This is a genomic window from Pseudoxanthomonas koreensis, from assembly GCF_010093225.1.
GTDB classification, from domain to species: domain Bacteria; phylum Pseudomonadota; class Gammaproteobacteria; order Xanthomonadales; family Xanthomonadaceae; genus Pseudoxanthomonas; species Pseudoxanthomonas koreensis.
Genome location: NZ_PDWM01000003.1, coordinates 110,806 through 124,021, shown reverse-complemented (window position 1 = coordinate 124,021; position 13,216 = coordinate 110,806). Strand labels below are relative to the sequence as shown.

Sequence of the window (13,216 nt, the reverse complement as noted above, 5' to 3'; positions counted from 1 at the left end):
GGAGGGTGCCGAGGGCCGCCGCGTCGCCCTGGCGGCGGCCCTCGGCACCCTCCTGCTCGCCGGCTGCGGCCGCGAAGCCGTCCGTGCGGACGCCCCCGGCGGTGGCCATTGGCCCATGGTCGCACCCGCCGACCCGGCCGCCGCCAACGCGGTGACCCTGCGCGCGCTGAGCCTGGTCGGCACCCCCTACCGCTACGGCGGCAACACCCCCGATTCCGGCTTCGATTGCAGCGGCCTGGTCAACTACGTCTTCGCCGACATGCTCGAACTGCGCCTGCCGCGCAGCTCGCGCGACCTGGCCGCGGTGCAGGGCCCGCGCCTGGAGCCGGCCCGGCTGGCCAGCGGCGACCTGGTGTTCTTCGGCCGCCGTGGCGAGGTCACCCACGTCGGCATCTACGTCGGCGAAGGCCGCTTCGTGCATGCCCCCAGCAGCGGCGGCACGGTCCGCCTGGACCATCTGGACGGCCCGTACTGGCGCGATCACTACAGCGGCGCCAAACGCGTTCTGCGCTGAAATGGGACAAGGCGCACGCCGGTATTTACGATATTTTAACTTTTTGTGAACATCACGAAGCAGCGAAGCCGGCATGATCGCCCGCATCGTTGTTCTGTGATCCGCGCGTGACGTCCGAGAACCTGAACCCAGGCCACCCCGCCGCCACTCCTGCCGCCCGCGCTCCGCGCCGGGTGCTGCATTCCCTCCTCTCCCTGCTGCTGGCCCTCCCGGCCCTGCCGGCGCTGGCCGGACCGGCCGCCGTGGAACCGGAAGCCATCACCCAGGCCGCGCCCGCGCTGGCCGTGGCCGCCCCCGAAATCGACATGGCGGCGCTGGTCCCGGCCGTTGCCGACCCGCCGGCTGCCGCCCTGCCGGCCGCTGCCGCGGCACGCGCACCGGCGAAGGCCGCTCCCGTCGCCGCCGCCAAGCCTGCTGCCGCCCCGGCCCCCAGCCTGCGCCAGAAGGCCGACGCAGCCGCCAACGCCACCCTGGCCGCGCTGCTGCCGCATCTGTCCGGCAATGACAGCCTGCCCCTGCTCGACCGCTCGGCGATGTTCGCCGGCGACGTCAGCCGCCTGCTCGCCGCCTACGACCTGACCCAGGGCGTGCCGGCCCAGTCGCAGCCGGCCGAGCAGAGCCGGGTGCAGCAGGTGCTGAAGGCGGCGACCGCCCTGATCGGCACGCCGTACCGCTGGGGCGGTACCTCGACCGAAGGCTTCGACTGCAGCGGGCTGGTCGGCTACGTGTTCCGCAACGCGCTGGGCATCGAGCTGCCGCGCGTCTCGCGCGAGATGGCGGCCAAGTCCGACGCCCAGCTGATCCGCGACCGCAGCCAGCTGACCCCGGGCGACCTGGTGTTCTTCGGCCTGCGCGGCCGGGTCAACCATGTCGGCATCTATGTCGGCGACGGCCAGTTCCTGCATGCGCCCAGCCGCGGCAAGGACGTGCGGGTGGACCGCATGGACACCGGCTACTGGGGCAACCGTTTCATGCAGGCGCGCCGGGTCGAGATCTGACCGCACGGCGGGGCACCGGGTCGCCTCCAACGAATCAACGCATCGAACGCAAGGCCGCCTCCGGGTGGCCTTCGTTTTTTCCGTACCGCTGGAAGGCTTGATAAGGCAGGAGCGTCGACTCCGGTGGGGGCCGCCGCACCTTGGGTATATGGCCCACCCTTCGGGACGACATCCTGTCTTTACTCAGGGCCGTGGCACATCCATGTGCCACTTGGGCCATATACCCAAGGTACGGCGTCCTATCGCGATCTTCTGGGGGCGTGGCTTCTACTGGCCCCCGATACACAGCATGGCGATGCGTTCTACAAGAGTCATGCGGTTCGATCGGGGCGAACGAAGCCATGCCCGCAACGCCGCGAGAGGACGTCGTTCTGTCGCATTGGGGGTCGAGCGGCACAGGGATGTGCCGCGCTCGCGAACTGGGCAGGGACGCCGACGTGAGCGACGACCCCCAGTGCGGCAGAACGGCGGCCCCCGCCGGAGCCGACGCCACCGGACGCTTTTCAGCTTTTCACGCCCGGGCTCGCGTGGATCTCCCCGGAACGGGAAGAACCTGTTTCCCCAGGGCGCCGGCGGCCTCAATCCCCGACGCCGGCCTCCTCGAGGCCGACGTTGCTGGAGGCGCGTTCGTAGACCTCGCGGTCCAGCAGTCCGGTCTGCTTGGCCACCAGTACCGGCACCAGCATCTGGCCGGTCACGTTGGTCATGGTGCGCATCATGTCGAGGACGCGATCGATCGCCACCAGCAGGGCGATGCCTTCCAGCGGCAGCTTGGCCGCGCTCAGCACCAGGGTGACCATCACGATCGCCGTGCCGGGCACGCCGGCGGTGCCGAAGCTGCCCAGCACCGAAGCCAGCAGGATCACGAAGTACTGGTTCAGCGACAGGTCGATGCCGAAGTACTGGGCGACGAACACCGCCGTGAGCGCCGGGTAGATCGCGCCGCAGCCGTCCATCTTGATGCTCGCGCCCAGCGGCACCGCGAACGCGGCGTAGTCCTTGTCCACGCCCAGGTTGTGGGTGACGCTGCGCATGGCCACCGGCATCGAGGCGAAGCTCGACGAGCTGACGAAGCCGACCTGCATGCCCGGCGCGGCGCCGCGGAAGAACTTCAGCGGGTTGAGTCCGTGCGCCAGCAGCAGGCCGCCGTAGACGAACACGATGTGCAGCGTGCACGCCAGGTACAGGGCGAACACGAAGCTGCCCAGCGGCAGCAGCCGCTCGAAGCCGTAGCTGCCGACCAGCCCGGCGATCAGGCCGAAGGTGCCCAGCGGGGTCATCTCCAGCACGAAGCGGGTGACCTGGATCATCATCTCGCTGGCCTCGCCGGCCAGCGCGCGCAGCCGCGCGGTGCGCTCGCCGAGCTTGACCAGGGCGAAGCCGACCAGGCCGGCGAAGAAGATCACCTGCAGGATCTTGCCGTCAGCCAGCGCCTTGAACGGATTCGTCGGGACCACGTCCAGCAGCACCTGTACCGGGGTGGGCACTTCGCGCGGGGTGTAGTCGGCGGCCATCTCCAGTCCGGTCAGGCCCAGGCCCGGCTTCAGCAGCAGCCCGGTGCCCAGGCCCACGCACACCGCCAGCGTGGCGGTGGCGGCGAACCACAGGAAGGTGCGCCCGCCCAGCGCGGCCATCGACTTCTGCCCGTGCAGCGAGGCCACCGCGTTGACCACCGCGAACAGCACCAGCGGCACCGCGATCATCCGGATCAGGGTCACGTAGATCGTGCCCAGCGGGCCGAACCAGGTCTCTGCCGCCGGGCCCATCAGCCAGCCGGCCAGCGCGCCGAGGACGAAGCCGGCGAGCACGCGCTGCCAGAAGGGGATGGCCAGCCAGGCCGAGACCAGTTTCATCGGGAGTCCGTCGGAGCGCGAAGCGGGCACGATAGCCCAACGGCGGCGATTCCCGCGACGGCGTGCGCGGAACGGCGTCATGTCATCGGCATGACACTGGTGGCACGGCATAATGGGTGCCACCCCAATCGCGCCACCGGCGTCGGGACACGGCGCCGCGCGACGGGCCGCGCCCGTAGGCCGGCGGCTCCTCCACTGCCGGAACCCGATGCACCCTCGCACCCTGCTGCTGCCCCTGACCGCCTTCTGCGCCACCCTGCTCGGCGCCTGCGCCGCCCCCGGCGGCACCCGCCCGGCCACCGCGATCACGGTCCCGGTGCCCACGGTGGCCCACCCGCAGGGCGCGACCCCGGAATGGTGGTACCGCAGCGGCGCGGCCCAGGCCGCCAGCCGCGGCGCGATGGGCGGCAGGGCGAAGAACGTGATCCTGTTCCTCGGCGACGGCATGAGCCTGACCACGGTGGCCGCCGCGCGCATCCTCGACGGCCAGCGCAAGGGCGGCCCGGGTGAGGAGAACCTGCTGAGCTGGGAGCATTTCCCCGCCACCGGCTTCAGCAAGACCTACAACACCGATTCGCAGACCCCCGATTCGGCCGGCACCATGACCGCGATCACCACCGGGGTGAAGAGCCACATGGGCGCGATCGGAGTCTCGGCCGGCGACCGCCACGACTGCGCCGACAGCCTGCGCAAGCAGCGCCTGACCTGGCTGCAGCTGGCCGACAGCGCCGGCATGGCCACCGGCATCGTCACCACCGCGCGCCTGACCCACGCCACCCCGGCGGCGACCTGGGCGCATTCGCCCGACCGCAACTGGGAGAACGACACCGACCTGCCGCCGGAAGCGGTGGCCGCCGGCTGCACCGACATCGCCCGGCAGATGGTCGCCACGCCCTTTGGCCACGGCCCGCAGGTGCTGCTCGGCGGCGGCCGCGGCGAGTTCATGCCGGTCGAAGCGCGCGATCCGGAGTACGACGACAAGGTCGGCCAGCGCCTCGACGGCCGCGACCTGGTCGCCGAATGGAAGGCCGCGCATCCCGGTGGCGCCTACGCCTGGAACCGCGCGCAGCTGCAGGCAGCGAGTGACGCACCGGCCGTCCTCGGCCTGTTCGAGCCCGACCACATGCAGTACGGCCACGACCGCAATCGCGACGCGGAACCGTCGCTGGCCGAGCTCACCGCCGAAGCGATCCGGCGCCTGTCGAAGGACCCGGACGGCTTCGTGTTGATGGTCGAAGGCGGCCGCATCGACCACGCCAACCACGACGGCAACGCCTTCCGCGCACTGGACGAGACCGTCTCGCTGTCCGAAGCGGTGCGCACCGCCGTCGAAATGACGACGGCCGACGACACCCTGATCCTGGTCACCGCCGACCACTCGCACACGCTCAACTTCGTCGGCTACCCGGTGCGCGGCAACCCGATCCTGGGCAAGGTGCGCGGTGGCGGCGAGGATGGCGGCACGGCCGACTACACCCGCGACCTGACCGGCCTGCCCTTCACCACGCTCACCTACGCCAACGGCCCGGGCAATACCGGCGCGAGCAACCGCCAGCCGGCGGGGCCGAAGCGCTTCCTGCATACGCCCAGCGCCGTCGAGCCGGTGCAGGGCCGCCCCGACCTGAGCCAGGTCGACACCGAACACCCCGACTACCTGCAGGAAGCGCTGGTGCCGCTGAAGTCCGAGTCGCACGGCGGCGAGGACGTGGGCATCTGGGCGCGCGGCCCCGGCAGCGCGGCGGTGCGCGGCACGCTGGAGCAGAACGCGATCTACCACGTGATCGTGCAGGCCACGCCGAAGCTGCGCGCGCGGCTGTGCGCCGCCGGCACCTGCGACGGCAACGGCGTGCCGGTGGAACTGCCGCAGCCGGCCGATTTCATGCCGCAGCGCTGAGCCGATCAGAACGGTTTGGCCAGCACCAGCCAGATCACCAGCACCAGGCCCAGCACCGGCAGTTCGTTGAACACGCGCAAGGCACGCGACGAAGGCAGCGCGCGTCCCTGCTCCACGCCCTTGAGCCAGCGGCCAGCGACGATGTAGTGCGCCAGCAGCAGCGCGACCAGCAGCAGCTTGGCGTGCAGCCAGCCCGCGGGCGATCCGACCATGGTCGGGAACCCGTCGATCACGCGATGCCCGAGCCACAGCACCAGGCCCAGCAGGACCGCCAGGCCGAACATGACGTGGCCGAAGCGGTAGAGCCGCCGGCCCATCAGCAGCAGGCGTGCGCGCACTTCGGCCTGCTGCCCCGCTTCGGCGAGGTTGACCAGGATCCGCGGCAGGTAGAACCCCGCCGCCATCCAGGCGATGACGAACAGCAGGTGGAAGGTCTTCACCCAGAGATAGGTGGCATACATGCGCGGCGGCCTGCGGCTAGGATGGGCGGATTCTCGGCGATCGCGCCCGCGGCTGTCGAACCTGCGCCTTGTTCCACTCCCGACTGCGACCATCACGATGCCCAAGACCTACGACCGTGCCTACTTCGAACACTGGTACCGCGGCCAGGCGATCCACGATGCGCGCCGGCTGGCACGCAAGGTCGCGCTCGCGGTGGCGGTCGCCGAGCACCACCTCGAGCGCCCGCTGCGCAGCGTGCTCGACATCGGCTGCGGCGAGGGCGCGTGGCGGGCGCCGCTGCTGAAGCTGCGCCCGAAGCTGCGCTACCTGGGTTTCGACAGCAGCGAGTACGCGGTCGCACGCCACGGGACCCGCCGCAACCTGCACCTGGCGCGCTTCGGCGATTTCGCCTGGCTGCGCCCGTGCGCGCCGGTCGACCTGCTGGTGTGCGCCGACGTGCTGCACTACCTGCCGACCCGTGAGCTGAACCAGGGACTGCCCGGGTTGGCGGAATTGTGCGGAGGCATCGCATTCCTCGAGGCGTTCACCGCCGAGGACGAGTTCGAAGGCGACACCGAGGATTTCCAGCCGCGCAAGGCGGCCTGGTACCGGCGCCGCCTGGAAGCCCACGGCTTCACCGCGCTGGGATCGCACTGCTGGCTCTCGCCGTCGCTGGCGGGGACCGCCTCGGCGCTGGAGCGGCTGTAGGAGCCCACTTCAGGGGGCGACCCGACGCGGTCCGGATGCAGCCGCGAACAACGCGACCGCTCCGGAGACGCCGTGTCGAGCGCCGCACCTTCAATGCAACCGGGTCGCCCCCTGAAGTGGGCTCCTACAGGAGGCGCGACGCCAGCGCGGCGATCAGGACAATCCGCGCCGCCCGGCCCAGCCATGGATGATCGCCGCGATCGCCTCCACGCCATCGGTCAGGGCCGCCGGGCCCGGCTGCAGGATCAGCGGCGACTTGATCTCGTGCAGCTCGCCGTCGCGCACCGCCGGGATCGCGTCCCAGCCGGGGCGCGCAGCCACCGACTGCGGCCGGAACTTCTTGCCGCACCACGAGCCGAGGATGATGTCCGGCGCACGCGCCACCACCGGATCCCCATTGGCCAGGATCCGCCCCTTCGCCAGCGATTCGTGTGACAACTCGGGGAACACGTCCTCGCCACCCGCGAGCCGCACCAGCTCGGCCACCCACTGGATGCCGGTGATGATCGGCTCGTCCCACTCCTCGAAATACACCTTCGGCCGTACCGGCAGCGCAGCGGCGCGGCGCTCGACCGCATCGAGCCCGCGCCGCAGGGAATCGGCGTACGCCAGCGCCCTGTCGCCGGCCCCGACCAGCGCGCCCAGGCGGCGCACGTAGTCCAGGATCCCGTCCACGCTGCGGTGGTTGGCGACCCACACCTCCACCCCGCGCCGGACCAGCTCCGCGGCGATGTCGGCCTGGATGTCGGAGAAGCCGATCGCCAGGTCCGGCTGCAGCGCCAGGATCGCGTCCACCTTGGCACTGGTGAACGCACTGACCTTCGGCTTCTCGCGCCGCGCCCGCGGCGGCCGCACGGTGAAGCCGCTGATGCCCACGATCCGGTCCTGCTCGCCGAGCGCATACAGCGTCTCGGTCGGCTCCTCGGTCAGGCAGACGATGCGGCGGGGTCCCATCAGCGCAGCCTGCGTCAACGGGCGCGGCACACCGGCGCGCCGCCGCGGTGCATTGCGCGGGCCCGCACGCGCTTCACGGATACAGCATCCGCTTGGCCCAGCGGCCGTCGGTCCCGCGCTCGTAGCACCAGCGCTCGTGCAGGCGGTAGCCGGCGCCGTACCAGAACTCGAACGAGGCCGGGACCACGCGGAACCCGCCCCAGCCTTGCGGCCGCGGCACATCGCCCCCTTCGAACCGGGCCTCGACCTCGGCCAGCCGCGCGTCGAATTCCGCGCGCGAGGCCAGCGTGGCCGACTGCCGCGACGCCCAGGCACCGAGCTGGCTCATCCGCGGACGGCTGGCGAAGTAGGCGTCGGCCTCGGCGTCCTCGACCCGCACCACCGCGCCCTCGATCCGCGCCTGCACGCCGGCCTCGCGCAGGTTGCGCCACAGGAACAGCAGCGCGGCCTGCGGGTTGGCCTGGAGGTCGCGTCCCTTCGCGCTGTCGAAGTGGCTGTAGAACGCGAAGCCACGCGCATCGAACGACTTCAGCAGCACCGTACGCGCCGCCGGCCGCCCGTCCGCCCCGGCGGTGGCCACCGTCATCGCGTTGGGATCGGCCATGCCGCTGGCGGTAGCCTCGTCGAGCAGCGTGCCGAAGGTGGCGAGCGCCTCGGCGTACAGCGGGTCGGTCATGGTGGCTTCCACTCGTGCGACGGGGGCACGGATTGTGGACCGATGCCCATGCCGACGCACGCAGGCTTCCCGGAATCGCTCGCGCGGCAGGCGCTGGCGGCCAGCGGCGCGCGGCATGGTGGAGGCATGCGCGTGTTCGGCATCTCCGGAGCGCAGGGCAGCGGCAAGAGCACGCTGGCCGCACAGCTGGTGGCGGCCGCGCACGCGGCGGGGCTGTCTGCGGCCAGCGTCTCGCTGGATGACTTCTACCTCACCGCCGCGCAGCGCCAGGCGCTGGCGCGCGAGGTGCATCCGCTGCTGGCCACGCGCGGGCCGCCGGGCACGCACGATGTCGGCCTGGCGCTGGCGACGATCGAGGCGCTGCGCGCCGGCGGCACGCCACCACTGCCACGCTTCGACAAGCTCGGCGACGACCGCCTGCCGGCTTCGCGCTGGCCGCGGCCGCAGCAGCCGCTGGACCTGCTGGTGTTCGAAGGCTGGTGCCTGGGGGTTCCGGCGGAGGATGCGGACGCGCTGCGCGCTCCGCTCAACGCGCTGGAGCGCGACGAGGACGGCGACGGCCGCTGGCGCCGCTGGTGCAACCGGGCACTGGCCGTGGATTACCCGCCGCTGTGGTCGCAGGTCGACGTGCTCTGGTTCCTGCAGCCGCCGGACTTCGACACCGTGCACGAATGGCGCTGGCAGCAGGAACAGGCGCTGCAGGCGGCCGAACCCGGCCGCGCCGGCATGGACCGCGCCCAGCTGCGGCGCTTCGTCCAGCACTACGAACGGATCACCCGCCAGGCGCTTCGCACGCTGCCCGCGCAGGCGGACCGCACCCTGCGCCTGGATGGAATGCGCCGCATCGCGCCGTAAAGGCTCAGGCCTTGGCGCACCGCGCGTAAGGCGAGCCCTGCAGCCACGGCTGGTAGCGCGCCGGCATCGCCGGGCCGCCCTTCCAGCCGAAATCGTGCGGCTCGACCACCAGTGCGCCCGGCTTCTCGTCGTAGTTGGTGAAGACCACAAACGGGTTGCCGCCGGCATCGTTCCAGTACGGCCAGAACGCGCCGCTGATGCCTTCGTATTCCGGGCCGAAGAAACTGGCCGAATACTCCGGGCGGTTCGCCCGCTCGACCTTGCCCTGGCCCTGGTCCAGGGCGAACCCGGCCGCGTCGATCACCACCTGCGGATACTTCGAGCAGTCCCCTTTCGGACCGTAGCGGCCGTAGAGGGACTCGAAGTGCTTCATGTCCTCCAGCGTCACCGCGGCGGCGGCGGTGATGCCGGCGACGGCCACGATACCGGCCAGTGCCAGGCGGGCGATCCGTTTGTCCATGACTTACCCCTTGCTGCTGGTCGCGTGCTGTCGGTCGTGTGCCGCTGATCGGCGCGGGCAGCCGCGGGAACCCGCCCGGGCGATGATTTCCATCGCCCCCGGGCTGGACAACGGCACCATGCGGCGAAAGCGGCCACGGCCCCGCTGCGCCCGCACCGGCGGCCGACCGCCCCATGCACTCATCCCCGCAGCCGCACCTGGGACACGCACGCCGTACCTGCGTACCCGCACGGGTGCGAGCGCCAGCCCGCGCCGCCCCCGCTACTGCACGATGAAGGTCACCCGCAGGTTGACCCGCCACTCGACGATGTTGCCCTCGCCATCGGTTTCCACCTTGGTCTCGTTGATCCAGGCGCCCTGGATGCCCTGCACGGTCTCGGCGACCTTCTTCAGCCCGCTCCTCACCGCATCCTCGACGCTGGTCTTGGAGGAGGAACTGATCTCGATGACTTTGGCGACCGACATGGTGCGTCTCCTGTTGATGGCGCGTGCGTGGATGGCGCGTGCACCGGGAGCCGCAGTCTGTACAGCGTGGCGTTAACGCCACGGCATGGCGGCGTTAGCCCTCTGGCCAGCGTACCGTTGCAGCGGTGACGGTCGTCCGGGCACAGGCGCGGTGCTAGCATCGCCAGTCATGAACCCCGCACCCAACCTCGTGCTGGTCGGCCCGATGGGCGCCGGCAAGACCTCGATCGGACGACGCCTGGCCGAACGCTTCGGCCTGCAGTTCGTCGATGCCGACCAGCACGTCGAGCAGCGCACCGGGGCCACCATCGCCGCGATCTTCGAACACGTCGGCGAAGCCGGCTTCCGCGAGCGCGAGCGCGCCGCGCTGGCCGAACTGCTCGCCGACCGCGGCCAGCTGGTCGCCACCGGCGGCGGCGCGGTGCTCGACGCGGAGAACCGGCGGCGGATGCGCGAACGCGGCTTCGTGGTCTACCTGTGCGCTGGGCTGGAGTCCCAGCTGAAGCGGCTGCAACGTGACCGCAGCCGTCCGCTGCTGCAGCGCGCCGATCGCGAGGAAGTGCTGCGCGAACTGGCGCGGGTGCGCGAGCCGTTGTACCGCGAAGTGGCCGACCTGGTGCTGGACACCGATGGACTGACCGCGGCCGAGGCGTCCACGCGTCTGGCGCTGCAGCTGGCGACGCGCTGGAGCATCGGCGGAGTCGCGGCATGAGCGGGACCCAGCGGGTCGAAGTCGGCGGCGCGACCCCGTACGCGATCGATATCGGCCCGGGCCTGCTCGGGGACGGCGAGCGCCTGGTCGCACCGGTGCGCGGCCGCCACGTGCTGCTGCTCAGCGACAGCCATGTCGCGCCGCTGTACGCCGCGCGCGTGGTCGCGGCGCTGCGCACGGCAAGGCCCGGGCTGCACGTGGCCACCCACGTCATGCCCGCCGGCGAAGCGCACAAGACCCTGGCCAGCTTCGGCTGCGTGATCGATGCGCTGGCCGCGCTCGGCGCCACCCGCGATGCCACCGTGTACGCGCTGGGCGGTGGCGTGGTCGGCGACCTGGCCGGCTTCGCCGCGGCCTGCTGGATGCGCGGCATCGACTGCGTACAGGTGCCCACCACCCTGCTGGCGATGGTCGATTCCTCGGTCGGTGGCAAGACCGCGGTGGACATCCCGCAGGGCAAGAACCTGGTCGGCGCGTTCCATCCGCCGCGCGCGGTGTTCGCCGACACCGCCGCGCTGCGCACGCTGCCGCCGCGCGAACTGCGCGCCGGCCTGGCCGAGGTGATCAAGTACGGCGCGATCCGCGATCCGCTGTTCTTCGACTGGCTGGAAGACCGGCGCGAGGCGCTGCTGGCCGGCGACGACGATGCGCTGGCCGAGGCGATCGCGCGCAGCTGCGGGCACAAGGCCGGGATCGTCGAGCGCGATCCGCTGGAGAAGGGCGAGCGCGCGCTGCTCAACCTGGGCCACACCTTCGGCCATGCGATCGAGGCCGAGCAGGGCTATGCCGGCGGCGACGCGGCCACCGGCGCGCTCAACCACGGCGAGGCCGTGGCGGTGGGCATGGTCTTGGCCGCACGGCTGTCGGCGCAACTGGGGATGGCGCCGGAAGCGGACACCGGGCGCCTGCGCGCACTGCTGGACGCGTTCGGGCTGCCGACCGCGCTGCCGGCCGGGCTGGCGCCGGAGGCCCTGCTGGCACGCATGCGCCTGGACAAGAAGAACGTCGCCGGCCGCCTGCGCCTGGTCCTCTGGCGCGGCCTCGGCCAGGCCGTAGTAGTCCCGGACGTGGACGAGTCGCAGGTGCTGGAGTTGCTGGCGAGCTGACGCGACCGGGGGCGCAGCGTAGCCCTGCGTCCCTTGTAGGAGCCCACTTCAGGGGGCGACCCGACGAGACCGGAAGGTGCGACGCCACCCTGGCATGCTCTCCGGAGCCGGCGCGTCGAATGCGGCTGCGGTCCGGCGCCATCGGGTCGCCCCCTGAAGTGGGCTCCTACAGGCCGCGCCGCGCGCCCGGCTACAATGCCCGCCCATGCGCATCCTCCTGCAGCAACGCCCCGTACCGGGCGAAGCTCCCCGCTATCTGCAGCTGACCCTGCTGCCGGACCTGTTCGGCGGCTGGGAACTGCTGCGTGAAAGCGGGCAGATCGGCGGACGCGCCCAGCTCCGGCGCGAGCAGTACCTGCTCCAGGCCGAGGCCCCCGCCGCCTTCGAGAAGGCCCGCGACACCCAGCTCAAGCGCGGCTACCAGCTGATGTTCGTCAGCGGCGCCGAACCGCCGCGCTGAGCCACCCGCACCACCCTTTCTTCCGCCTTTGCAGGTTTTGCCCGTGCCCGATACCCCCGCCAACGACCGCCTGCTGCGCGCCCTGCGCCGGCAGCCCGTGGATCGCACCCCCGTCTGGCTGATGCGCCAGGCCGGACGCTACCTGCCGGAGTACCGCGCCACCCGCGCCGCCGCCGGCAGCTTCCTGGCGATGGCCAAGAACCCGGAGCTGGCCTGCGAGGTCACCCTGCAGCCGCTGCGCCGTTTCCCGCTGGACGCAGCGATCCTGTTCTCCGACATCCTCACCGTGCCCGACGCGATGGGCCTGGGCCTGTACTTCGTCGATGGCGAAGGCCCGAAGTTCCAGCACCCGGTGCGCGACGAGGCCGGCGTGGCGAAGCTGGCCGTGCCGGACATGGAGACGGAACTGCGCTACGTGATGGACGCCATCCGCGTGATCCGCCGCGAACTCGGCGGCAAGGTGCCGCTGATCGGCTTCTCCGGCAGCCCGTGGACCCTGGCCTGCTACATGGTCGAAGGTGGCGGCAGCGACAACTATTCGAAGATCAAGGCGATGGCCTTCAACCGCCCGGAGCTGCTGCACCGGATGCTGGGCGTGGTCACCGACGCCGTCATCGCCTACCTGGCCGCGCAGCGCGCCGCCGGCGCGCAGGCGCTGCAGGTGTTCGACACCTGGGGCGGCGTGCTGTCGCCCACGCTCTACCGCGAATTCTCGCTGCCGTACCTGCAGCGGATCGCGCGCGAACTGGACCGCGGCGAAGGCGACGTACGCACCCCGCTGATCCTGTTCGGCAAGGGCAACGCGCCGCACCTGGAAGCGCTGGCCGCCACGGGCACCGACGCGGTCGGGGTGGACTGGCTGGTGGATCTTTCCGAGGCCGCGCGCCGCACCGGGGGCAAGGTCGCGCTGCAGGGCAACCTCGATCCGGCCACGCTCTATGCGGCCCCGGAGAAGATCGCCGCCGAGGCCGCGCGCGTGCTCGACGACTACGCCGCCGGCAACGGCGGTTCGCGCGAAGGCCACGTGTTCAACCTCGGCCACGGCATGTCGCCCGACATGGATCCGGAGCACGTCGCCGCGCTGGTCGAGGCGGTGCACGCGCACAGCGCGCGCTGAAGC

General features: G+C 71.5%; 15 protein-coding genes. 9 read left to right on the top strand and 6 right to left on the bottom strand.

Going from position 1 to position 13,216, the window contains the following annotated elements; genetic code table 11:
- Positions 1–28 precede the first annotated feature (28 nt).
- Both CSC64_RS02090 and CSC64_RS02085 read left to right on the top strand, forming a co-directional pair.
- Positions 29–514, top strand: a complete 486-nt coding sequence (locus CSC64_RS02090) for a C40 family peptidase (protein ID WP_425501649.1) — start codon at positions 29–31, stop codon at positions 512–514.
- Between the two features lie 305 nt (positions 515–819).
- A complete protein-coding gene (locus CSC64_RS02085; RefSeq protein ID WP_162433681.1) occupies positions 820–1,512 on the top strand; it encodes a C40 family peptidase in 693 nt (230 codons plus the stop codon).
- Positions 1,513–2,090: 578 nt separating this feature from the next.
- Here CSC64_RS02085 and CSC64_RS02080 read toward each other — a convergent pair.
- A complete protein-coding gene (locus CSC64_RS02080; protein ID WP_162433671.1) occupies positions 2,091–3,365 on the bottom strand; it encodes a dicarboxylate/amino acid:cation symporter in 1,275 nt (424 codons plus the stop codon).
- Positions 3,366–3,573: 208 nt separating this feature from the next.
- Between CSC64_RS02080 and CSC64_RS02075 the strand changes: the two genes are divergently transcribed.
- Complete coding sequence (locus tag CSC64_RS02075; RefSeq protein WP_162433670.1) at positions 3,574–5,259, top strand: alkaline phosphatase family protein; 1,686 nt, start codon at positions 3,574–3,576, stop codon at positions 5,257–5,259.
- A 5-nt stretch (positions 5,260–5,264) separates the two neighbouring features.
- On the opposite strand, the gene CSC64_RS02070 is transcribed toward CSC64_RS02075, so the two are convergent.
- Positions 5,265–5,720 (bottom strand): CopD family protein, encoded by a 456-nt coding sequence (locus tag CSC64_RS02070; RefSeq protein ID WP_162433669.1) that lies wholly within the window; start codon positions 5,718–5,720, stop codon positions 5,265–5,267.
- A 97-nt stretch (positions 5,721–5,817) separates the two neighbouring features.
- On the opposite strand from CSC64_RS02070, the gene CSC64_RS02065 reads away from it, so the two are divergent.
- Complete coding sequence (locus CSC64_RS02065; RefSeq protein WP_162433668.1) at positions 5,818–6,408, top strand: class I SAM-dependent DNA methyltransferase; 591 nt, start codon at positions 5,818–5,820, stop codon at positions 6,406–6,408.
- 153 nt (positions 6,409–6,561) lie between these two features.
- On the opposite strand, the gene CSC64_RS02060 is transcribed toward CSC64_RS02065, so the two are convergent.
- Both CSC64_RS02060 and pdxH read right to left on the bottom strand, forming a co-directional pair.
- On the bottom strand, positions 6,562–7,362 hold the full coding sequence (locus tag CSC64_RS02060; RefSeq protein WP_162433667.1) for a cobalamin-binding protein: 801 nt from the start codon (positions 7,360–7,362) through the stop codon (positions 6,562–6,564).
- A 73-nt stretch (positions 7,363–7,435) separates the two neighbouring features.
- Positions 7,436–8,038, bottom strand: coding sequence for a pyridoxamine 5'-phosphate oxidase (gene pdxH / locus CSC64_RS02055; protein WP_162433666.1), 603 nt, complete (start codon positions 8,036–8,038; stop codon positions 7,436–7,438).
- 48 nt (positions 8,039–8,086) lie between these two features.
- Here pdxH and CSC64_RS02050 point away from each other — a divergent pair, with 48 nt between their 5' ends.
- Entirely contained in the window at positions 8,087–8,893 is an 807-nt protein-coding gene (locus tag CSC64_RS02050) for a kinase (protein ID WP_162433665.1), read from the top strand.
- 4 nt (positions 8,894–8,897) lie between these two features.
- Here CSC64_RS02050 and CSC64_RS02045 read toward each other — a convergent pair whose 3' ends face one another.
- Together CSC64_RS02045 and CSC64_RS02040 are read right to left on the bottom strand one after the other, a co-directional pair.
- Positions 8,898–9,353, bottom strand: coding sequence for a hypothetical protein (locus CSC64_RS02045; protein WP_162433664.1), 456 nt, complete (start codon positions 9,351–9,353; stop codon positions 8,898–8,900).
- Positions 9,354–9,614: 261 nt separating this feature from the next.
- A complete protein-coding gene (locus CSC64_RS02040) occupies positions 9,615–9,818 on the bottom strand; it encodes a dodecin family protein (RefSeq protein WP_162433663.1) in 204 nt (67 codons plus the stop codon).
- 169 nt (positions 9,819–9,987) lie between these two features.
- Here CSC64_RS02040 and CSC64_RS02035 point away from each other — a divergent pair, with 169 nt between their 5' ends.
- The 4 genes from CSC64_RS02035 (at position 9,988) to hemE (ending at position 13,213) form a co-directional block, all read left to right on the top strand.
- Positions 9,988–10,530, top strand: a complete 543-nt coding sequence (locus CSC64_RS02035; protein WP_162433662.1) for a shikimate kinase — start codon at positions 9,988–9,990, stop codon at positions 10,528–10,530.
- Positions 10,527–11,636 (top strand): 3-dehydroquinate synthase, encoded by a 1,110-nt coding sequence (aroB, locus tag CSC64_RS02030; RefSeq protein ID WP_162433661.1) that lies wholly within the window; start codon positions 10,527–10,529, stop codon positions 11,634–11,636. Before CSC64_RS02035 ends, aroB begins: the two co-directional genes overlap by 4 nt.
- A gap of 205 nt (positions 11,637–11,841) precedes the next feature.
- Entirely contained in the window at positions 11,842–12,096 is a 255-nt protein-coding gene (locus tag CSC64_RS02025) for a WGR domain-containing protein (RefSeq protein ID WP_162433660.1), read from the top strand.
- A 43-nt stretch (positions 12,097–12,139) separates the two neighbouring features.
- Positions 12,140–13,213: a uroporphyrinogen decarboxylase gene (gene hemE / locus CSC64_RS02020; RefSeq protein WP_425501646.1), complete on the top strand. Its 1,074-nt coding sequence runs from the start codon at positions 12,140–12,142 to the stop codon at positions 13,211–13,213.
- The last annotated feature ends 3 nt before the right edge of the window (positions 13,214–13,216 follow it).

Bases quoted from the DNA above. Each gene is read 5' to 3' on its own strand.
- CSC64_RS02035 (WP_162433662.1), top strand. From the start codon at position 9,988: ATGAACCCCGCACCCAACCTCGTGCTGGTCGGCCCGATGGGCGCCGGC.
- CSC64_RS02050 (WP_162433665.1), top strand. From the start codon at position 8,087: ATGCCGACGCACGCAGGCTTCCCGGAATCGCTCGCGCGGCAGGCGCTG.
- CSC64_RS02075 (WP_162433670.1), top strand. From the start codon at position 3,574: ATGCACCCTCGCACCCTGCTGCTGCCCCTGACCGCCTTCTGCGCCACC.
- CSC64_RS02045 (WP_162433664.1), bottom strand. From the start codon at position 9,353: ATGGACAAACGGATCGCCCGCCTGGCACTGGCCGGTATCGTGGCCGTC.
- pdxH (WP_162433666.1), bottom strand. From the start codon at position 8,038: ATGACCGACCCGCTGTACGCCGAGGCGCTCGCCACCTTCGGCACGCTG.
- CSC64_RS02065 (WP_162433668.1), top strand. From the start codon at position 5,818: ATGCCCAAGACCTACGACCGTGCCTACTTCGAACACTGGTACCGCGGC.
- CSC64_RS02070 (WP_162433669.1), bottom strand. From the start codon at position 5,720: ATGTATGCCACCTATCTCTGGGTGAAGACCTTCCACCTGCTGTTCGTC.
- CSC64_RS02085 (WP_162433681.1), top strand. From the start codon at position 820: ATGGCGGCGCTGGTCCCGGCCGTTGCCGACCCGCCGGCTGCCGCCCTG.
- CSC64_RS02025 (WP_162433660.1), top strand. From the start codon at position 11,842: ATGCGCATCCTCCTGCAGCAACGCCCCGTACCGGGCGAAGCTCCCCGC.
- aroB (WP_162433661.1), top strand. From the start codon at position 10,527: ATGAGCGGGACCCAGCGGGTCGAAGTCGGCGGCGCGACCCCGTACGCG.
- CSC64_RS02040 (WP_162433663.1), bottom strand. From the start codon at position 9,818: ATGTCGGTCGCCAAAGTCATCGAGATCAGTTCCTCCTCCAAGACCAGC.
- CSC64_RS02060 (WP_162433667.1), bottom strand. From the start codon at position 7,362: ATGGGACCCCGCCGCATCGTCTGCCTGACCGAGGAGCCGACCGAGACG.
- CSC64_RS02080 (WP_162433671.1), bottom strand. From the start codon at position 3,365: ATGAAACTGGTCTCGGCCTGGCTGGCCATCCCCTTCTGGCAGCGCGTG.